Here is a 20,098-nt window from a genome sequence, read left to right on the forward strand (position 1 = left end):
GGTGCCGGCCTATCGTGGAACGGCCTATGTGGTGTTCGAGGATTTGGACCTAAGCCGGTTTGGCAATCGCGTGCCACAGTTTTCGTTTGAGGTCACACGGCCGGTGCAAGATGATCCCGAGGATGTGCCCTTCAATATTCGCGCGGTGGCGATGATCCCGGGAACGGGTGAGTATTCCTTGGCGACGGAGGCAGTGGCGCTGGATGGCGGCGCGGGCAAGTCCGATATCGTCAATGTGAACACGCCGTCCGACCGCCCTGATTTTGTTACATCGCTCAAGCATCTGCAGGACGAGGTGCCCGATTGTGGGGCAGCGTCGTTGGTTGTGAGCTGGTTTGGCAGTGATCTCAGTTGCGGGGATTGCGTGATCCAGCCAAAGGTCGAGCAGACTGAGGTGGACAGCGCCGACATGCCTTGGCTCGTGAGCGGTTTGGCGCGGGCTGATGCAGGTGTCGTGCCGATAGACGAAGGCCGTCCGGTTTATGGTGGCACACCCTGCGATGCGTCGGTTGTGCAATCAATCCGGGATATGACCCAAAAGGGTCTGGAGGTGTTGTACTATCCGTTCATCCTGATGGAGCAGATGCCGGGCAATGGCTTGCCGAACCCGTGGACAGGTGAGGACGAACAGCCCAAGCTGCCGTGGCGCGGGCGGATCACAGCAAGTGTCGCTCCGGGGCAGGCAGGAGACCTAACCGGAACCAATGCGATAGACAATCAAGTGAACGCGTTCTTTGGGACGGCCGCACTGAGCGATTTTGCCGTTGAGGACGAGGTGGTTAGCTATACCGGAGACGAGGATTGGGGCTATCGCCGGTTCATCCTTCATCAGGCGTATCTTTGTGCGCTTGCCGGTGGGGTGACGGCGTTCTGCATCGGGTCCGAGATGCGGAGCCTGACACAGTTGCGCGGCGCCACTGGTTTTCCAGCAGTCGATGCTTTGCGCATGCTGGCGGTAGAGTGTCGGACGATCCTCGGGCCGGACGTGCAGATCGGGTACGCTGCGGATTGGTCGGAATATTTTGGTTATCATCCGCAGGATGGCAGCGGTGATGTGTATTTCCACCTTGATCCGCTTTGGGCCGATCCGAATATCGATTTCATCGGCATTGATAATTACATGCTCCTGTCCGATTGGCGGGATGGTGAAGATCACGCCGATGCTGACTGGCAGTCGATCTACAACCTTGACTACCTACGCGCCAATGTAGCAGGCGGCGAAGGGTATGACTGGTACTACCCGTCGCAAGACGCACGGGACCTTCAACTACGTGAACCGATTGCGGACGGCGCATATGGCGAGCCCTGGGTTTGGCGCTACAAGGATATCCGCAATTGGTGGTCGCAGCCGCACCACAACCGGATTGGCGGAGTGCGGCAATCAAACCCGACGAATTGGGTGCCTGAGAGCAAGCCTGTTTGGTTCACAGAGATCGGCTGTGCTGCGGTCAATAAAGCGACGAATGAGCCGAACAAGTTTCTCGATCCCAAAAGTTCGGAGAGTACGCTGGCGGCCTATTCGAACGGGATGCGCGATGAATTGATCCAGCACCAGTATTTGCGTGCAATGCTCAGCTATTGGGAAGATCCTGCGCATAACCCCGTTTCGGGGCTCTATGGCGGTCCAATGATCGACATGGGGCGGGTGTTTGTTTGGGCGTGGGATGCGCGACCTTATCCATGGTTCCCGAATGTGGACGAGATGTGGTCTGACGGGCCAAACTATCGGCGTGGGCATTGGATCAATGGGCGGGTCTCAGGACGCACATTGGCATCGGTAGTGGCCGAGATTTGCGAACGCGCAGGGCTGCAGGATTATGACGTGACTGCACTGTACGGCTTTGTGCGCGGTTACCTTGCGCCGGATGTGGCTGATGCGCGACGGGCTTTGCAGCCGTTGATGATGGCCTACGGCTTTGACGCCATCGAACGGGACGGGGTGCTGGTATTCCGCAACCGCGATGGGGCGCGGGCGGTGTCGCTGGACATGGCGGAGTTGGCGTATCACGACGAGATCGGCAGCGAAGTCACCCAGTCTCGCAGCTCAGAGGCGGAAATGTCGGGACGGGTGCGGTTGAACTTTGTCGAAGCGGATGGGGATTACCGCAATATTGCTGAGGAATCTGTTCTGCCTGATGAAGAAACGCACGCGGTTGCCGAAAGCGAGGTGCCGATACTGCTTACCCGTCCGGAAGGGAGACAAGCTGTCGAACGCTGGCTGAGCGAGGCTCGTGTGTCGCGGGATGGGGTGCGGTTTGCCTTACCATTGTCGCAACACGCGCTGGGCGCAGGCGATGTTGTGCGGATGCCCGCTGGCGCCGGGGAGATGACGGTGCGCATTGATCGGGTCGAAAAAACCACTCATCAGCTGATTGATGCAGTCCGTATCGAACCTGACGTGTATCATCCGGCGGATTTCCCGGATGATCCGACGCCGTCACAGAGGTTCGTGGCAAGTGGCCCGGTGTTGCCGCTGTTCCTTGATTTGCCATTGATCACTGGGGACGAGATCCCCCACGCACCACATATCGCGGTCACATCGGACCCGTGGCCGGGTGATGTTGCGGTCTATGATGCTATCGAGGATTCCGGCTATGGGTTGAATGGTATGATCGGAACAGCCTCGACCATCGGTGTAACGGTGAACGAGGTTGGATCCGCACCGTCTGGTTTGATTGATCGTGGAACGCAGATCGACGTGGCATTGACTTCGGGCGCGTTGAGCTCGGTTTCAGAAGAGGCACTGTTGGGCGGGGCCAACTTGGCGGCGATTGGAACCGGCGCGCCGGATCAATGGGAAGTCATCCAGTTTAAGACCGCGGAATTGATCGGCAATAAACTTTGGCGGTTGAGCACGTTGCTGCGCGGGCAAGCCGGGACGGATGCCCTGATGGCTGAAAGTTTGTCTGCGGGAGCATATTTTGTGCTTCTGAACGGCACCCCGCGTCAGATTGCGTGGCCTTTGGCCTTGCGTGGTCAAAACCGGCATTTTCGAATTGGACCGGCGGACAAAGCTTACGATCATGCAACCTACCGGCACAGCGTGCAGTCGTTTTCCGGGATCGGCTTGCGGCCCTATAGCCCGGTTCACCTCAGGGCGAATAGCGAAGCGCAGGGACTTGAAACCCACTGGGTGCGCCGTGCCCGGGTTGAAGCCGATGGATGGGATTTACCGGACATTCCGTTGGGCGAAGACGCTGAGGCCTATCGCGTTAGGGTGCTGTTTGGTGGCGCAGTTCTGCGTGAGGTCGAAGTTGGAACGCCAAACTGGATGTACACGTTTGACATGCAAGCCGAAGATGGGGTGACGGGCACCGCGTTGATCGAAGTGGCGCAAGTTTCCGCGCGGTTTGGTCCTGGTCCCGCAGCGACACTCATGGTGCTAGTATGAAACCGCTGATTTATAATGATGTGCTGGCGGCGGTTGCTGTGGTCTCGGCCGTGCCGCACGCACAGCGACCAGCGAAGATGGCGCGGCTGTTGGATGAAGCTATCGAGGCTGAGTCTTACCGTCTGAAGCATCACGCTGCACATCCGATCTTTGGCGATGGCAGTCTCTTGGCAAGTGCGCAAAAATATGACGTAAAAGGCAGTACGTCTTTCCAGACGCGTGATGCGCTGGGCGCATGGGTGTGCGTGCTTTCTGCGCTATTGAACAGGTTGGATCAACCAGAAGCACAGCCGATGCAGCGCGTTGCAGTTGGATCGAGCTCAAGCCGTTTGAGGGCGATATCCTCACCACAGTCGTCACAATAGCCGAATTCGCCTTCGTCCAAACGGCTGAGCGCAGCAGTCAATGCCTTACGCTGCCCGTCACGGCGGGCCTGCGTGGCTTTGGCCATCGATTGACTTAGCAGGGCGTCCTGTCGTGACAGTCGTCCAACGGACTGTTGATCGAGCGACACGACCGACTGACTGTCGCGTCCGAGTTCATCCTCGGCATCGAGCTCTTGCAGGCGGGTCAGCATCACTTCGCGAAAGCGATCTTGTTCTTTTGCATTCAATCGCTTGATCCTTGCAATCACAGCTTTGCGTTTTTGGATTCTGATCCTATCTGCTATACTCGGCACGTCAAAGGAGAGATGGCATGGCTGAAACACGCGCAAAACTCGCATCGGTTGACCCGGTCTGGGGCCGCATTGTCAAAGAAGCGGACGAGGCTGTCGCCAATGAACCGCTGCTGGGCGGAATGATCCATTATTCGGTACTGCACCATCCGAGCCTTGAGCGAGCGCTGAGCTACCGAATTTCGCTTAAGCTGGCCAATGGTGAGATGACCGAGCAGATCCTGCGCGAAATTTGTGACGAGGCATTTGCCGCTGACCCAAGCCTTGCGATGGCCGCGCGTGCGGACATTGTTGCGGTCTATGAGCGTGATCCGGCGTGCCATCGGTTTTTGCAGCCTTTGTTGTTTTTCAAGGGTTTTCAGGCGATCCAGTGCTACCGTCTGGGAAATTGGCTCTACCGTCAGGGACGGCATGATCTGGCCTATTTTGTTCAAATGCGCTGCTCTGAGGCGTTTGGTGTAGACATTCACCCCGCTGCGAAGATCGGGCAGGGCATCATGATCGACCACGCGCATTCCATCGTCATTGGTGAAACCGCTGTGGTTGGTGATAACGTGTCGATGCTGCATTCGGTGACATTGGGCGGAACCGGCAAGGAAGAGGAAGATCGACATCCGAAGATTGGTGACGGCGTCCTGATCGGGGCCGGGGCGAAGGTGTTGGGCAATATCAAGGTTGGTAATTGTTCTCGTGTGGCTGCCGGATCGGTTGTTCTGGAGGAGGTGCCGCCCTGCAAGACCGTGGCTGGCGTGCCAGCGCGGATCGTGGGCGAGGCTGGGTGTTCGCAGCCGGCGATCAGCATGGATCAGATTTTGCGCTCTGGCGCTTGAGACAAGGGTGGCGATGCGATGACGCATCGCCGGTTTCCGTTGGCGGGAAAATGGGGGCGCTGCCCCCGGCGCTTTGCAGGCGACACCCCCAAGGTATTTTTTAACCAGAAAAGACTTGGTCAGGCGAGCATCGCCATTGGGTTTTCCAAGTTGTCAGTGATGGCTTGCAAAAGCTCTGCGCCAAGCGCGCCATCAATAACGCGGTGATCGACAGACAGCGTCATCGACATCATTGTTGCCGCCGAGATTTCACCATCATCGCCGACAACAGGTTTCTTCATGCCAGCGCCAACGGCAAGGATCGCGCCATGTGGTGGGTTGATGACGGCGTCGAAATTCTCGATGCCCATCATGCCAAGGTTGGAGATTGCAAAGCTGCCGCCTTGATACTCATGCGGCGCGAGTTTGCGGTCGCGGGCGCGCGTGGCGAGATCTTTCATTTCAGCGGACAGTGACGAAAGCGATTTCTTATCTGCGTCTTTGAGAACAGGTGTGAAGAGGCCGCCTTCAATGGCGACGGCGACGGCCACATCCGAAGGCTCGAGTTGCAAGATACGGTCACCGGCCCAGACGGCGTTGGCAGTGGGCACCTGTTGCAGGGCCAATGCGCAGGCTTTGATGATGAAATCGTTGACGCTGAGTTTCACACCGCGTTTTTCGAGGTGCGCGTTCAGTTGCGACCGGAAGGCCAGCAGGGGATCGAGGTTGACAGACCGGCGCAGGTAGAAATGCGGAATGGTTTGTTTGGCTTCGGTCAGGCGCGCCGCGATCGTCTTGCGCATTCCATCGAGTGGAATTTCCGTGAACGCGCGGCCTTCGTACATTTTTGCGACGGCGCTGGCATCTATCGGCTTTGCGGCAGGAGCAGTGGTATCCGTTGGCGACTTGACCGGAGTGGATGTTTGGGGTGATGCGGTTTCGACATCAGCTTTGACGATGCGGCCACGCGGACCCGAGCCGGCGATCTGGCTGAGGTCGAGACCTTTGTCAGCGGCGATGCGGCGCGCAAGGGGAGAGGCGAAGATGCGGTCACCCGTTTCGGTTTGAGGCGCGGCACCCCGGCCATGGCCTTGCGCTGGGGTGGTCGCCTCGGAGGGCTCGGATGGGGCGACATGTGACGAGGCCGGTTCGGCTTTCGGGGCTGTGTGCGCCACAAGATCGTCGGCGTTTTCGCCGTCTTCCAAAAGCATCGCGATGGGCGTGTTCACCTTCACTTCTGCCGTGCCTTCGGCGACCAGCAGCTTGCCGATCACGCCTTCGTCGACGGCTTCGAATTCCATCGTCGCCTTGTCGGTTTCGATCTCGGCAATGATATCGCCCGAGGAAACGGTGTCGCCTTCCTTGACCATCCATTTCGCCAGCGTGCCATCTTCCATGGTCGGCGAGAGGGCGGGCATGAGAATCTCTATCGGCATGTCAGGCCTCGTCTATCAGGGTGATCAGGTCATAGGGCTCGCGCGGCGTTTTTCCGCGTTTTAGAGCCTCGACTGCCTTGGTGATCTGACGCCGATGTGCGCCGATCCATTCATAGGCGGTTTGGTGCGATGGTCGGGATTCATGTGGAAACCGCTCCATCAGGCATTCGGGCACAAGGGCGGGCCCGGCAGGTGTGACCACGTGATACGCCTCGCGCGCGACGTCACGGGTGCGGACAGTCAGCGCCTCATTCATCGGTAGCAAACCTTTTTGGCCGCTTCGACCACTTCGGCGGTCGTCACCAGCGCGTGTTTTTCGAGGTTCGCGGCGTAGGGCATCGGCACGTCCTTGCCCGTCAGGTTCAGCACTGGTGCGTCGAGATAATCGAACGCGCGTTCCATGATGACTGCTGACAGGTGGTTGCCGATGGCGCCAACCGGGAAGCCTTCCTCGACGGTGATGCAACGATTGGTTTTCTGCACTGACGCGATCACCGTGTCGTAGTCGATGGGGCGCAGGGTGCGCAGGTCGATCACTTCTGCTTCGATCCCGTCAGCCGCCAGATTTTCGGCCGCGTCCATCGCGTAGGTCATGCCGATGCCAAAACTGACGATGCTGACATCGCTGCCTTCGCGCCAGATGCGCGCCTTGCCGAAGGGCACTGTATAATCCTCGGTCTCAGGCACCTCGAATGTTTTGCCATAGAGGATTTCGTTTTCGAGAAAGATCACCGGGTTCGGATCCCGGATCGCAGTTTTCAGCAGACCCTTTGCGTCAGAGGCAGAGTAGGGCATCACCACCTTGAGACCGGGTATATGCGCGTACCACGCCGCGTAGTCCTGAGAGTGCTGTGCACCAACGCGGGCTGCAGCGCCGTTCGGGCCACGGAACACCATTGGTGCGCCCATTTGGCCGCCGGACATGTAGAGCGTCTTGGCGGCGGAATTGATAATCTGGTCAATGGCTTGCATGGCGAAGTTGAACGTCATGAATTCCACGATAGGGCGCAGGCCACCAAACGCGGCGCCGACAGCAATGCCGGTGAAACCGTGTTCCGTGATCGGCGTATCCATCACCCGGCGCGCGCCGAATTCGTCCAAGAGACCCTGACTGATCTTGTAGGCGCCTTGGTATTCGCCAACCTCTTCACCCATGAGGAAGACATCCTCATCCCGGCGCATTTCCTCGGCCATTGCGTCGCGGAGGGCCTCGCGGACGGTCATCTGGCGGGTCTTGGTGCCTTCGGGCCACGGCGCTTCGGCCTTGGCGACCACCTTGACCGGTTCAGGGTGAGACATGCCTGCTGCGGGCTGATCTTCGGAGCTTTGTGCCTTGTCCGCTGGGGCAAGTGCTTGCGCCGGAGCGGTGGGGGCAGCATCTGCAACGCTTTCGCCGTCCTCGACCAGAACTGCGATGGGCGTGTTCACGCGCACGCCTTCGGTGCCTTCGGCGATCAGGATTTTGCCGATGATGCCTTCATCCACGGCTTCAAATTCCATCGTTGCCTTGTCGGTCTCGATCTCGGCCATGATGTCACCGGCATTGACGGTGTCACCTTCCTTGACCAGCCACTTGGCCAACGTGCCTTCTTCCATGGTGGGCGAGAGGGCGGGCATGAGAACTTCGGTTGCCATTGTTCAAGTGTCCTCCGAGCACGTCGTCGCAAGCTGCAAGAGCGCTTCGAACGCTTGGTTTAGATAAGTAATGTCCCAGTCGCCTCGGATCACGAGGTCAAAATGCGAAGCCACAAATTCTGCATGGCACATCTGATCGTCGCATGTCGCGCCAGAATAGAGTTGCATATACGTGTTCTTTTCACGCGGGGTCGGGTTGGTTTTCGTCATACTTACACGAACGCCGCTTGCTTCACTTGCCGGAACGAAGATCTGTCTTTCCGAATAGTTCAGTTGGCTTTGATCAGGGCGGAGATCTTTTGCGGCGACCGACGCGACATAGGTGTCGGTTGCGCCGTCATCATGTGACTCCGAGGTTAAGGTCAAAATGTATCCGTCCACGTCAAAGTTGTAATCAGCAGATTGGTAATCGTTGCGCACTTGGGCGGACAAAAGTGTTTCCAAAGTACGTGCTGCGTCATCTGCGGATTGCGCAAACACTGGAAGCTGTGTCACGGCCAAAGCTGAGATTGCCAAAGTCGCAAGCCTAAGGGGGGGCCGTTCGAACATCAGGCCGTCTCCGCGTCCGCGTAGATGTCGGTCCAAAGCTCGTCCAAGGCCGGTTCCGGGCTTTCGCGGGCGAAATCGGCGCTGGCGTTGACGATGGCTTTGATCTCTTTGTCGATTGCCTTCAGGTCGTCCTCGGTCGCGTGTTTGCCGGTCAGCAGCATTTCGCGGACATGTTCGATGCAATCGCGTTCCTCGCGCATTTTCTGCACCTCTTCGCGGGTGCGGTACTTGGCCGGGTCCGACATCGAATGGCCGCGATAGCGGTAGGTTTTGACTTCGAGGATGTAGGGTCCTTTTCCGGATCGACAGTGTTTGATCGCCTTGTCGCCCGCCGCTTTAACCGCCAGTACATCCATGCCATCGACGGCTTCTCCGGGGATGCCGAATGCCTCACCGCGTGTATGCAGATCGGGTGTTGACGTAGAGCGTTTCATCGCTGTCCCCATGGCGTATTGGTTGTTTTCAATGACAAAAACAACCGGCAGCTGCCAAAGGGCTGCCATGTTGAACGTCTCGTAGACCTGACCCTGGTTCGCCGCGCCATCACCGAAATAGGTGAATGTCACGCGGTCGGTGCCCTTGTATTTGTCAGCAAAAGCCAGACCTGCGCCCAGAGGCACTTGTGCGCCAACAATGCCATGTCCGCCGTAGAAGTCCTTTTCTTTGGAAAACATGTGCATAGAGCCACCCTTGCCCTTGGAGTAGCCCCCTTCGCGCCCGGTCAATTCGGCCATCACTCCATTTGGATCCATGCCGCAAGCCAACATATGCCCGTGGTCACGGTAGGAGGTGATGCGCTTGTCGCCTTCTTCGGCGGCCGCCTCTAGCCCGACAACCACGGCTTCCTGACCGATATACAGATGACAGAACCCGCCGATAAGGCCCATTCCGTAAAGCTGACCTGCTTTTTCCTCGAACCGGCGGATGAGCAGCATGTCGCGATAGTACGCTGTTAGCTCTTCGGCCGAGACATTCGGCTGGCCTGATGCCTTGGCCGATGTTTTGCGTGCCGCCATGGGCGCCTCCCTGCAAGAAGTTTAGCGTTAAACTTTTTTCCAAAGCCTACGATCAAGGTTCCGGCAAAGGCAAGGGGCGATCTTGGTCAGACGAGAACCCTGTTTGGGTGATTCGTCCACTTTTGCGAACTTTTTTAAATGTGGCGCTGAACTGGCAAGACAATTGCAGAGACTCCGTACGCACTGTTCGGGGCCGACGTACAATAACGGCTTTATTTGGGCGGATTTTAACAAACCTAGAGACATCTAGGCAAAAATGAGGAGAAATCATGGATACTGCTCATTCGGATGCCGCAATTATGCCTGAAATTTCTGCTTATGGTTTTATGGGTTCCCAAGCCTCACAGGGGCTTTTTGGTGCCAATGTCCTCGCCACACGCTCGAATTTGGAGCAGGGCGGCGATTATGATCGTCTGATCGAGGAACTGGGTGTCGGATCATTCCGCTATCCCGGTGGCTCTCTGACGGAACGCTATTTCGACATCACTGATCCAAACGCGTCTGTTGTTTCAGACCGCGACACGGGCGAATTGCGCGACTTCATCCCGCTGAATTCTGCTCTGGACTATGCCTCTGACGAAGGTTTGGCGGTCACCATCGTGATTCCAACCCGGAACCTTCTGTCCGAAACCACCGACGCCAACGGAGACCGGTTCTCTGCTTTTGATGAAGATGTGTTGCGCGGGTTTGTCCGCGACGTGGTGACTGGCGTGCACGGGGACGCGGAAATCGAAGCGTTCGAACTGGGCAATGAATACTGGGGCAGTGGCCAGATGTCGTCGGTCGAATACGGTCGGCTTGCCAGCGAAATGGCAGTTGTCGTGAATGACGAACTCAGCCTGCAAAATTCGGATGCCGACATCATTGTTCAGTCGGGCACAAATTTCAATTTCGCGCGCCTGTCCGACAATTATAGCGACGACATGTCGAGCGCAGACATCATTGCCGACTTGAATGCAACTTATGACCTGAACCTTGGTGAAGACAGCATCTATAGCTCTGGTGCGATCAATTGGACCAACGTGGCCAATGAAATGATTCTGTCCGAGTTCGATACCGAAGCGGAACAAAACGCTGTCGATCAGGTGGCGGTCCATGTCTATTCACGCGGTCAGGTGAACGAAGGCCAGCGCAGCTTTTTCCTCAACAACACTGACGAGACTTGGGGTGAAGAGATTCCTGATGCGCAAATTGCCGTGACCGAATGGAACACGGCAGGCAATACAGGGTCTTTGGATCGCGACAGCGACTATGGGCTCCTCCAGTCGCATGAGATGATCAACATCATGGAAGAGTTCATGCGCTACGACGTCGAAAACGCGCATGTCTGGCCATTGATCCAGAACACTCCCAACACGTTAAGCGTGGATGACGGACAAGCCGACCTGACACCCGGTGGCGCGATGTTCAATCTTATGCAAGAGGCGATGCCCGGCAAGACCGCGCTGGACCTTACACCCGAATCTGGTGCCGACACCGAGGTTGAGGAAGACGGCATTTCATTGCACGGCTTCTGGGAGCCGGATGAGCTTTTGTTTTACGTGGCCGCAACGCAGGAAGAGGGGGCTGACACCTCTGTCGATTTCTCGGGCCTGATCGCTGACGCGGGCCGGGTTGAAATCACGGTTCTGGGTGTGGCCGATGGTGACCCGATTGGCACAAGCTCCTCGGATGCTGTGGTTGAAGACGTTGATCCGACGCTTGTCATGGACGGCACCAATCTATCGGTGCAGATGGACCAGGGCGAAATCATGCAGGTGCGCATGTTCGGCTTTACCCCATCGCAAGATTTTCAGGATGTCATCTCGGAAGACGCGCCTGACGAACTGCCCGAACCGTTGATCGACGCTTTCACTGACGAAGCCGCAGTCGAGGTTGAGCCTGAAGTCACTGAATTCCCAACCGCTGCATCGACGCAAGGCATTGATTTTCCAACCGTTCCGGCAGCAGCTGGTATCGATGAAGTTATGGCCGCGGAAGAGGCGCAGCTGTTTGAAGACAATGAGCCGGAAGAAGATGACGACATGGGCGGTATGGCCGACCTTATGATGTTCCTGCCATTCCTCGGATTGCTCGCGGCATTTATGTAATCGCGTTTTGGCAAGGTATGCAGACCGGGTTCACTCCGAATCCGGTTGCTGCGTCTAGTGAACGACGATTTCGTCGGTACGGATCATGCCGAGCATGTCACGGGCACGTTCGTCGAGCAGGTCCAGATCAAGATAGGTGTCCGACAGGCGGCGGGTGAGGTTTTCCATCCGCGCGACCTCGATCTCAAGCTCTTGCAATTCGGTCTCAAGATCACGGGTTTCGACCACGATCTCAGCGCGGCGAAACACGCCGTAGTCACCCTGGACAGCGGCAAAGATGAAATACGCACTCACACAGAAAGACCCTGCGAAAAACACAAGGCCACCAAGGGCCGGTCGTGTGCGGTGTTGCGTCATCATATGCCTCTGATCGCACCTCTTTTCGGGCGCGTGGAGGGACAATTGCACAGGGGAGTTCCTGATGGAATTCCCCCGCTTCGAATTTTTATGGCAACCGCGCCAGTGTTGCTTTCAGGACTCGCCTGCCAGCAGGGATCAGCCCAAAGCGGCGACACCGGGCAAGGTTTTGCCTTCCATCCATTCAAGGAACGCGCCGCCTGCAGTAGAAATATAGGTAAAGCTCTCCGATGCATCTGCCTTGTTCAGAGCCGCCACCGTGTCTCCGCCACCGGCAACCGAAATCAGCTTGCCGGACCGACTCAGGCCCGCCGCATAAGCCGCCGCTGCGTTGGTCGCGGCATCAAAAGGTGGGATTTCAAATGCGCCGAGAGGGCCGTTCCAGATCAACGTCTTGGCCCGGTCAAACGCCTGACAGATATGTGCCACGCTGTCAGGTCCCGCATCAAGGATCATCGCATCTGGCGGGCAATCCTCGGTCTTGACGGTCTCGGATGCGGCCGCAGCTTTGAATTCACGGGCAACCACTACATCGCGTGGCAACAACAATTCGCACCCCGTGGTCGTGGCCTTTTCGGCAATCGTCAAAGCGGTGTCGGCCAGATCGTGTTCACACAGTGATTTACCCACGTCGATGCCCTGCGCGGCAAGGAACGTGTTTGCCATGCCGCCACCGATCACAAGGATATCGACCTTTTCCACCAAGTTTGAAAGCAGGTCGAGCTTGGTTGACACTTTCGCCCCACCAACAACCGCGACAACTGGACGTTCTGGGTCACCAAGCGCCTTTTCCAATGCCCGCAACTCGGCTTCCATCAATCGGCCGGCGCAAGACGGCAAAAGATGCGCGACGCCGGTCGTTGATGCATGCGCGCGGTGTGCGGCGGAAAACGCGTCGTTGCAAAAGACATCGCCCAGTGAGGCCAGAAATTCGGCCATCTTCGGATCGTTTGCTTCCTCCATCGGGGAAAAGCGGGTGTTTTCCACCAGCACCACTGCATCGGCTGGCAGTGCGTCGATGTCGGCACGTGACGGGCGCTCCATAAAGGTGACGGTGCGGCCAAGTGCTTCTTCCAGCGCGGTCTGGGTGATGCGCAGGCTCATCTCGGGGTTTGGTTTGCCCTTGGGGCGACCAAAATGTGCCAGCAAGATCGGCGTGCCGCCTTTGGACAGAATGTCGGTGATCGTCGGGATGATCCGCGTAATCCGGGTCGCGTCGGTCACTTGACCGTTTTCCACCGGAACATTGATATCGACCCGCGTCAGCACGCGCTTGCCTGCAAGGTCCATGTCGTCGAGCGTTTTCCAGGCCATGTGTCCCTCCTGATCTGAACTGACCCCGTGATGGCGGGCAGCGAGGCAGAGGTCAATGACGTCCTTGGCAATCCGGGGGGCGCGCTTTAAGTCATGATCCAAGTTTTGATATGAAGGAGTGCGGCATGGCCGAGATCAAAGACCCCGAAAACACGATCCTGATGGAACTCAAAGATGGCACTGTCACCATCGAATTGCTGCCCGATGTGGCCCCCAAACATGCCGAACGCATGAAAGAGCTGGCGCGGTCTGGTGCCTATGACAACGTGTGTTTCCATCGCGTGATTGATGGGTTCATGGCGCAGACCGGTGATGTCGAGCATGGCGATATGGAAGACGGCTTTGAAATTCGTCGCGCAGGCACAGGCGGATCGGATCTGCCGGACCTGCCCGCCGAGTTTTCCAAGCTGCCACATGATCGTGGCACATTGGGCGCCGCGCGGTCACAGAACCCGAATTCCGCCAACTCGCAGTTTTTCATCAACTTTTCGGACAACCATTTCCTGAATGGTCAGTATACGGTCTATGGTCGTGTGATCTCGGGCATGGAACATATCGATGCGATCACGCGGGGCGAGCCGCCTGCGAGCCCGGACCGCATGGTGTCTGTCAAGGTGGCCGCAGATGCGTAAGCTGGCGGTTGCGTTTTCGCTGCTGGCTTCCCCGGCGTTGGCCACAGGTCTGCAGATCGAGGTTGCGGGCGAGGCCAATGGCACCGTGACCATCAATCTGTTCGAAGATGTGGCGCCGCAGCATGTCGCGCAGATCACCGCGTTGGCGGAAGAGGGCGCATATGATGGCGTCGTCTTTCACCGGGTGATTGACGGCTTCATGGCACAAACCGGTGACGTCGAATTCGGCAAGCTGGATCGTGGCGATATGGCTATGGCTGGGCGCGGTGGGTCGGATCGTCCTGATCTGCCTGCGGAATTCTCGGACCTGACCTTTGATCGCGGTGTCGTTGGTATGGCGCGGTCGCAGAACCCGAACTCGGCCAATTCGCAGTTCTTTATCATGTTTCAGGAAGGCTATTTCCTCAACGGTCAGTACACAATCGTTGGTGAAGTGACTGAAGGCATGGATGTGGTCGACGCGATCAAACGCGGCGAGGGCCGTAATGGCGCAGTTGTTGGTCAGCCGGATGTGATGGCTGACGTGACCGTGACCGAATGATCTGAATGTGCGTGGCCCTGCGGGGCCACGCGCAGATTTTGCCGCCGTCGCCTTTGGCGCCACCGGCGGCTGGTGCAGTTTGCAAACCTCGGCGTTCATTCGAATGGTTTGCAGGTTTGCAGTGTCGTCCTTGCATATTTGCAAAAAGAAGAAGCATGGGATCGCACTTTGTCACAGCTGCGTGTGCCAGGCTGTGCAGATCGTTTTGTTTGCGGCAAGCTGTTCGCATTAAAGGGAGTGTTCTGATGCGATTGGGTTTGTTGTCTGCGGTGCTGGCGATTGTCATGGCCTCTTCTGTCGTTGCCAGTCCAGAATTCTGGCGCAACGAATGGCCCGACACGAATTTCGAAAAGACCACTGTTCCCAATTGGGTTGAGATCTTGTCAGGAGGACCACCGAAAGACGGCATTCCGGCGATCAGTGACCCGTCATTTGTGCGTGCCTCCGGTAAATCGGGGATATCTCCGACCGAGCCGGTGATCACGCTTGAAATGGGTGGGCAGGCGCGGGCCTATCCGATCCGGTATCTGACGTGGCACGAAATCGTGAATGACACTGTTGGTGGCATACCTGTGGCGGTGACGTTCTGCCCTTTGTGCAATTCGGCGCTGACGTTTGATCGGAGGGTAAATGGCCGGGTGTTGAGTTTCGGCGTGTCCGGCAAGCTGCGGAATTCGGATATGATCATGTATGATCGCGAAACGGAAAGCTGGTGGCAGCAGGCGATTGGCGAGGGAATTGTCGGTGATCTGACAGGGGCAGAATTGAAGACGCTGCCAAGCTGGATGGAAAGCTGGGCCGAGTTCACTGCGCGCCATCCCGATGGTTTGGTGATGGCTGAGCCGGATTATAACCGCGATTATGGCCGCAACCCGTATCGGGGGTACGACAGTTCGACAAAGCCGTTTCTGTATTCAGGTGAGATGCCGCCGCATGGGATTGACGCTTTGGCGCGGGTTGTGCGGGTCGGAGACCGTGCTTGGCCGATGACCCGCTTGGCGCGAGAGGGAGAGGTGCGCGAGGCGGGTGTCGTCATTTCATGGCAGGCAGGGCAGGCTTCGGCGTTGGATACCGGGCGTATTGGCGACGGGCGCGATGTCGGTTCGATCCGTGTGCGTGACGGGCAGGGGCGGGACGTGCCACATGATGTGATGTTCGCCTTTGCCTATCATGCCTTCTGGCCCGATGGGACCTGGATGCTGGACAACTGAGGCATCAATGGCTTTGGCAGGCGCAGCCATGTGCCACCAAGATCGTGCCGCACCGCCCCGGTGCGCAGTTTGAAGCGATCCAATCCAGGTGGCCCAGTGATTAGGCCGAGGTCCAGCGTTGTGTAGCCGCGATTTGCGAGCCAGAGCATGGCCTGCCATATCATCAGATGGTGTGCGTTGGCGTTGCGCCCCAAATCCGTGTTGACTGCCAGATGATAGGTTGCCCACGGCCTGTGACATAAGATTATCATCCCAGAGACAGGAGTTTTGCCGTGATACGCCGAGATAACTCGAATCTGACCGGGGTTGACGGATGCGAAAGTGCTTAACACACGCTCGGGCCAATTGCGGTAGCGATGAATTTTTTGCTGTGCTTGATCTGCGTCGATCAGCCATTTGTGCTGATCCATTTGATATGGCGTATTGCTAATCCTCAGAGCGACGGTTTCAGCCCGTTTCAAGGCGTTGCGCCAGTTCTGATGCAGATTGGCGCGCATCCTGTCGCGGGTGGACAACGACAGCAGGGCCACGGATTTCGACCGCGTCAGTCTGATGAAGCCCTTGATCGAGGGGGCCCGATGCCCGGTGTTGACGATCAGTGGTCCCTTGACCTGTAGGCTGCGCAGATACTCCGACGCGGCGTTTTGATCGCTCCCGACAGGGCCACGTGAGATCAGGTTGATCGGGCCAAGGCAAGGGAAATGGCGCGTCTGTATCAGGCAGCGTCCGGTTTCCGCGACCCTATCGATCCGCACTTCAGTGCCCAAAGCGGACAGTGTGTTGGCATAGGCATCTGATTGAGACAGAGGGTTGGGGACCATTAGGGCAATATGGCCTGCTGGTCTTGCCATTCGATTAACGCGCGCCCGACCCTAGAAACCGGCCGGGCGCAGGTACGGGTTTAGTTCAGTTTGACCAGTGCGTGGCGTTTCTTGCCCGCGCTGAGTTTGATCGGGTTCGCAAGAGCTTTTGAGTCGATTATCATCCCGGCATCGGTCAGCGGCGCGTCGTCGATCTTAGCGCCGTTTTCGGAAATCAGGCGCTTGGCCTCTTTGCCTGACTTCGCCAACCCGGTTTTGACGATCAGCTGCACGATGGAAATGCCGTCGCCAATGTCCTCGGACGTCAGCGCAACTGTCGGCAAATCATCCCCGACGCCGCCTTTTTCGAAGACCTCACGCGAGGTTGCTTCGGCTGCGGCTGCAGCATCCGCCCCGTGGCACAGGGTGGTGACTTCATTGGCCAAAACGATCTTGGCGTCGTTGATCTCGGACCCTTCGAGCGCACCGAGGCGGTCACATTCGTCGATGGGTAGCTCGGTATAGAGCTTGAGGAATCGACCCACATCAGCGTCGGTTGTGTTGCGCCAGAACTGCCAGAACTCATAGGGGCTGCGCATGTCGGCATTGAGCCAAACCGCGCCATCGGCGGATTTGCCCATCTTCTTGCCGTCGCTGGTCGTCAGAAGTGGTGAGGTCAAGCCAAAGATCTGGTGGTCCAGCACGCGGCGCGTCAAGTCGATGCCGTTGACGATATTGCCCCATTGGTCCGAGCCGCCGAACTGGATCAGGCAGCCGTAGCGGCGGTTCAGTTCAAGGAAGTCGTAAGCCTGCAGGATCATGTAGTTGAATTCGAGGAAGGACAGCGATTGCTCGCGATCAAGGCGTGATTTCACGCTTTCAAAAGACAGCATGCGGTTAACGCTGAAATGCCGTCCTATATCGCGCAGGAAGTCGAGGTAGTTCAGTCCGTCTAGCCATTCGGCATTGTTGAGCATCAGAGCCCCGGTGGGTCCGTCTTCGTAGCTGATGTATTTTGCAAACACCTGCTTGATACCGTCAATATTGTCGTCGATCTGCGCAGGCGTCAGGAGCGGGCGCTCATCGGCACGGAAAGACGGATCGCCCACCTTTGTGGTGCCACCGCCCATCAGAGTGATCGGCTTGTGCCCGGTCTTTTGCAGCCAGCGCAGCATCATGATCTGAATGAGACTGCCCACATGCAGCGACTTGGCAGTCGCGTCAAAGCCGATATATCCGGGCACCACCCCTTGCACCAAGGCCTCGTCAAGGCCTTGATAATCGGTGCAGTCGGCCAGAAAGCCACGCTCCATCATGACACGCATGAAGTCCGATTTGGGATGGTAGGTCATGGGGTTGCCTCGTTATAGAATGGTGGGGGCAGCTATACGCAGGGCAGGGGAAAAGGTGAAGGGTAAGTTGGCAGAACCAATCTGGGCCTTGGGCGCGATGTCGGGCACGTCTTTGGACGGGGTCGATGCGGCAATGGTTCTGACGGACGGGGTGACGATTTCCGAATTTGGCGGGTGCGGGTACCGCGGGTATACCGATGCCGAACAGGCGGTGTTGCGTATGGCGTTGGGCAAATGGCCGGGCGACGACCTGGATGCGGCTGCGTCGGTTATACTGGACGCACATATCGCGGCTTTACGTGGGTTCGATGCGGAAGTCGTTGGGTTTCACGGCCAGACCCTGGCGCATGAACCGCAAGGTCGCGGCACACATCAGCTGGGCGATGGCGCTGCATTGGCCGAAGCCCTTGAGCGAACGGTGGTCTGGGATTTCCGATCAACGGATGTCGATATGGGAGGGGAAGGCGCGCCACTGGCGCCGTTCTTTCACTGGGCCTGCGCCAAGTGGGTCGATGCAGATGTGCCGGTGGCGTTTCTGAATCTCGGCGGGGTCGGTAACCTGACATGGGTCGATCCGGCATCTGATGCGCCCGAGGCACCGGGCGCGTTGCTGGCCTTTGACACCGGGCCGGCAAACGCGCCGATCAATGATCTGATGATGGAGCGGCGCGGTTTGTCTTATGACAAGGGCGGTGCACTGGCGGCACAGGGGCAGGTGGTCGACGGCGCATTGGAGCTGTTTCTGGAGGAAGGTTATTTCCGCAAGATGCCGCCCAAGTCTCTGGACCGGAATGATTTTTCGCTAATGCTCGATCTGGTGCGTGAGTTGGGTGATGCTGACGCGGCAGCCACGATGACAGCAATGGCGGCGGCCGCAGTGATGCAGGGGATGGAGCATTGCCCAGTGTTGCCGGACCGGTTGCTAGTCACAGGCGGCGGTCGGCACAATCCGGTTATGATGGCGATGCTGGACAGCGCGCTGGATTGCAAGGTGCAGCCGGTCGAGACGGTTGGGCTGAACGGTGATATGCTTGAGGCACAGGCCTTTGCCTATCTCGCTGTCCGGGTGATGCGCGGCTTGCCGACTTCAGCGCCGGGCACAACGGGTGTGCGTACACCGGTTGGCGGTGGACAAATCTCAAGGAACTAAGAAAAATGTGCGTCTGCGGCGCGCTTATTGAGATTGCCTGATCTTCGACCATGCAATCCGACTGGGGCGCCGCCCCAGACCCGGGGATACTATTTGAAACAAAGAAGAAGGGTTTTGTTAACTCTTCGTCGTTATTCAAATCAGGCGGTACAGGCGGGGACGCCGATGACCGCAAACGAAGAAGCCCCTTGCCGCAGGGCAAGGGGTCCTTTGAACTTCTTTGTTTCTCAAATATCCCGGGGAGCGCGAGGGGCTGGCCCCTCGCATGTGCAACAGTTCAGCCGCCGGTATGGCTCATATGGCGCGAGACTCGGCCATCGACGGTTTGACGAGAATAGTCGAAATCATGCCCTTTGGGTTTGAGCGTGATTGCATCCCGGATCGCCTGTTCCAAGGGTTCGTCACTATGCGGGTGGTTGCGCAAGGCCGAACGTAGGTCGGCGTTGTCTTCTTGTCCCAGGCACATGAACAGCTCACCGGTACAGGTCAGACGCACGCGGTTGCAGCTTTCGCAGAAATTATGCGTCAGTGGCGTGATAAAGCCGATTTTTTGGCCGGTTTCTTCAATCCGGACATAGCGGGCTGGGCCGCCTGTGCGTTCGGGCAGGTCAGTGAGGGTGTATTCTTTGCGCAGGTCATCACGCAGATCGCTGAGTTTCCAGTACTGGCCCAGACGGTCCTCGTTGCCGATATCTCCCATGGGCATAACCTCGATAAAGGTCAGGTCCATGTCGCGGCTTTTGCACCAGTCTGTCAGTGTGAACAGTTCATCTTCGTTGAAACCCTTGAGAGCGACGGTGTTGATCTTGACCCGGAGGCCGGCTTTTTGCGCGGCATCAATGCCTTTGATCACCTGCGGCAGGCGGCCCCAACGGGTGATGTCTGCAAATTTCTGATCGTCCAGCGTATCAAGCGAGATGTTCACACGGCGCACGCCGGCGTCGTAAAGGTCGTCCGCAAACCGTTCAAGCTGTGATCCGTTTGTCGTCAGCGTTAGTTCCTTAAGCGTGCCTGCCTCAAGGTGGCGCGTCATCGAGCGGAAGAACGTCATTATATCGCGGCGTACCAGTGGTTCGCCCCCGGTGATCCGCAGTTTCTCGACCCCCAGTCCGATGAAGGTTGAACACATGCGGTCAAGT

General features: G+C 57.7%; 19 protein-coding genes. 8 read left to right on the forward strand and 11 right to left on the reverse strand.

Features of this window, described 5'->3' with window-relative positions:
* Positions 1 to 3,391, forward strand: a 3,391-nt coding sequence (locus tag ACTG4M_RS14150; RefSeq protein ID WP_439124314.1) for a baseplate multidomain protein megatron, incomplete at its 5' end; no start/stop codon positions are given.
* Entirely contained in the window at positions 3,388 to 3,756 is a 369-nt protein-coding gene (locus tag ACTG4M_RS14155) for a DUF7742 family protein (RefSeq protein ID WP_439124315.1), read from the forward strand. The genes ACTG4M_RS14150 and ACTG4M_RS14155, both read left to right, overlap by 4 nt.
* On the opposite strand, the gene ACTG4M_RS14160 is transcribed toward ACTG4M_RS14155, so the two are convergent.
* Entirely contained in the window at positions 3,666 to 4,004 is a 339-nt protein-coding gene (locus ACTG4M_RS14160) for a TraR/DksA family transcriptional regulator (protein ID WP_439124316.1), read from the reverse strand. The two genes, ACTG4M_RS14155 and ACTG4M_RS14160, sit on opposite strands and share 91 nt — an antisense overlap.
* An 83-nt stretch (positions 4,005 to 4,087) precedes the next feature.
* Between ACTG4M_RS14160 and cysE the strand changes: the two genes are divergently transcribed.
* Positions 4,088 to 4,897 carry a serine O-acetyltransferase gene (gene cysE, locus ACTG4M_RS14165; protein WP_439124317.1) on the forward strand — a complete coding sequence of 270 codons (810 nt, stop codon included), beginning with the start codon at positions 4,088 to 4,090 and terminating at the stop codon, positions 4,895 to 4,897.
* 119 nt (positions 4,898 to 5,016) lie between these two features.
* Here cysE and ACTG4M_RS14170 read toward each other — a convergent pair whose 3' ends face one another.
* From ACTG4M_RS14170 to pdhA, 5 genes are read right to left on the reverse strand one after another with little or no spacing between them, the layout of a single operon-like run.
* Positions 5,017 to 6,312, reverse strand: coding sequence for a pyruvate dehydrogenase complex dihydrolipoamide acetyltransferase (locus ACTG4M_RS14170; RefSeq protein WP_439124318.1), 1,296 nt, complete (start codon positions 6,310 to 6,312; stop codon positions 5,017 to 5,019).
* A gap of 1 nt (position 6,313) precedes the next feature.
* The gene (locus ACTG4M_RS14175) at positions 6,314 to 6,568 is read right to left on the reverse strand and encodes a hypothetical protein (RefSeq protein WP_439124319.1); all 255 of its coding nucleotides are present in this window, start codon (positions 6,566 to 6,568) and stop codon (positions 6,314 to 6,316) included.
* Positions 6,565 to 7,947 (reverse strand): pyruvate dehydrogenase complex E1 component subunit beta, encoded by a 1,383-nt coding sequence (locus ACTG4M_RS14180; RefSeq protein WP_439124320.1) that lies wholly within the window; start codon positions 7,945 to 7,947, stop codon positions 6,565 to 6,567. The genes ACTG4M_RS14175 and ACTG4M_RS14180 overlap by 4 nt, the downstream gene beginning before the upstream one ends.
* A 3-nt stretch (positions 7,948 to 7,950) precedes the next feature.
* Entirely contained in the window at positions 7,951 to 8,496 is a 546-nt protein-coding gene (locus ACTG4M_RS14185) for a hypothetical protein (protein ID WP_439124321.1), read from the reverse strand.
* Positions 8,496 to 9,512: a pyruvate dehydrogenase (acetyl-transferring) E1 component subunit alpha gene (gene pdhA / locus ACTG4M_RS14190; RefSeq protein WP_439124322.1), complete on the reverse strand. Its 1,017-nt coding sequence runs from the start codon at positions 9,510 to 9,512 to the stop codon at positions 8,496 to 8,498. Before pdhA ends, ACTG4M_RS14185 begins: the two co-directional genes overlap by 1 nt.
* A 269-nt stretch (positions 9,513 to 9,781) precedes the next feature.
* Here pdhA and ACTG4M_RS14195 point away from each other — a divergent pair, with 269 nt between their 5' ends.
* Positions 9,782 to 11,602 (forward strand): type I secretion protein, encoded by a 1,821-nt coding sequence (locus tag ACTG4M_RS14195; protein ID WP_439124323.1) that lies wholly within the window; start codon positions 9,782 to 9,784, stop codon positions 11,600 to 11,602.
* A 54-nt stretch (positions 11,603 to 11,656) separates the two neighbouring features.
* Here the strand turns inward: ACTG4M_RS14195 and ACTG4M_RS14200 are convergent, their stop codons facing one another.
* Entirely contained in the window at positions 11,657 to 11,959 is a 303-nt protein-coding gene (locus tag ACTG4M_RS14200) for an FtsB family cell division protein (protein WP_439124331.1), read from the reverse strand.
* Positions 11,960 to 12,097: 138 nt separating this feature from the next.
* Positions 12,098 to 13,273, reverse strand: a complete 1,176-nt coding sequence (locus ACTG4M_RS14205; protein WP_439124324.1) for a phosphoglycerate kinase — start codon at positions 13,271 to 13,273, stop codon at positions 12,098 to 12,100.
* 125 nt (positions 13,274 to 13,398) lie between these two features.
* On the opposite strand from ACTG4M_RS14205, the gene ACTG4M_RS14210 reads away from it, so the two are divergent.
* The 3 genes from ACTG4M_RS14210 (at position 13,399) to ACTG4M_RS14220 (ending at position 15,657) form a co-directional block, all read left to right on the forward strand.
* A complete protein-coding gene (locus tag ACTG4M_RS14210; protein WP_439124325.1) occupies positions 13,399 to 13,905 on the forward strand; it encodes a peptidylprolyl isomerase in 507 nt (168 codons plus the stop codon).
* Positions 13,898 to 14,446 carry a peptidylprolyl isomerase gene (locus ACTG4M_RS14215; protein ID WP_439124326.1) on the forward strand — a complete coding sequence of 183 codons (549 nt, stop codon included), beginning with the start codon at positions 13,898 to 13,900 and terminating at the stop codon, positions 14,444 to 14,446. The genes ACTG4M_RS14210 and ACTG4M_RS14215 overlap by 8 nt, the downstream gene beginning before the upstream one ends.
* Before the next feature lie 245 nt (positions 14,447 to 14,691).
* A complete protein-coding gene (locus tag ACTG4M_RS14220; RefSeq protein WP_439124327.1) occupies positions 14,692 to 15,657 on the forward strand; it encodes a DUF3179 domain-containing protein in 966 nt (321 codons plus the stop codon).
* Here the strand turns inward: ACTG4M_RS14220 and ACTG4M_RS14225 are convergent.
* Both ACTG4M_RS14225 and tyrS read right to left on the reverse strand, forming a co-directional pair.
* The gene (locus tag ACTG4M_RS14225) at positions 15,615 to 16,508 is read right to left on the reverse strand and encodes a GNAT family N-acetyltransferase (RefSeq protein ID WP_439124328.1); all 894 of its coding nucleotides are present in this window, start codon (positions 16,506 to 16,508) and stop codon (positions 15,615 to 15,617) included. The genes ACTG4M_RS14220 and ACTG4M_RS14225 overlap by 43 nt on opposite strands.
* 50 nt (positions 16,509 to 16,558) lie before the next feature.
* A complete protein-coding gene (tyrS, locus tag ACTG4M_RS14230; RefSeq protein WP_439124329.1) occupies positions 16,559 to 17,809 on the reverse strand; it encodes a tyrosine--tRNA ligase in 1,251 nt (416 codons plus the stop codon).
* 19 nt (positions 17,810 to 17,828) lie between these two features.
* Here tyrS and ACTG4M_RS14235 point away from each other — a divergent pair, with 19 nt between their 5' ends.
* Entirely contained in the window at positions 17,829 to 18,959 is a 1,131-nt protein-coding gene (locus ACTG4M_RS14235) for an anhydro-N-acetylmuramic acid kinase (RefSeq protein WP_439124332.1), read from the forward strand.
* 277 nt (positions 18,960 to 19,236) lie between these two features.
* Here ACTG4M_RS14235 and moaA read toward each other — a convergent pair.
* On the reverse strand, positions 19,237 to 20,098 hold an 862-nt coding region (gene moaA / locus ACTG4M_RS14240), incomplete at its 5' end, for a GTP 3',8-cyclase MoaA (protein WP_439124330.1).

The organism is Marivita sp. (assembly GCF_965656765.1).
Taxonomy (GTDB): Bacteria; Pseudomonadota; Alphaproteobacteria; order Rhodobacterales; family Rhodobacteraceae; genus Marivita.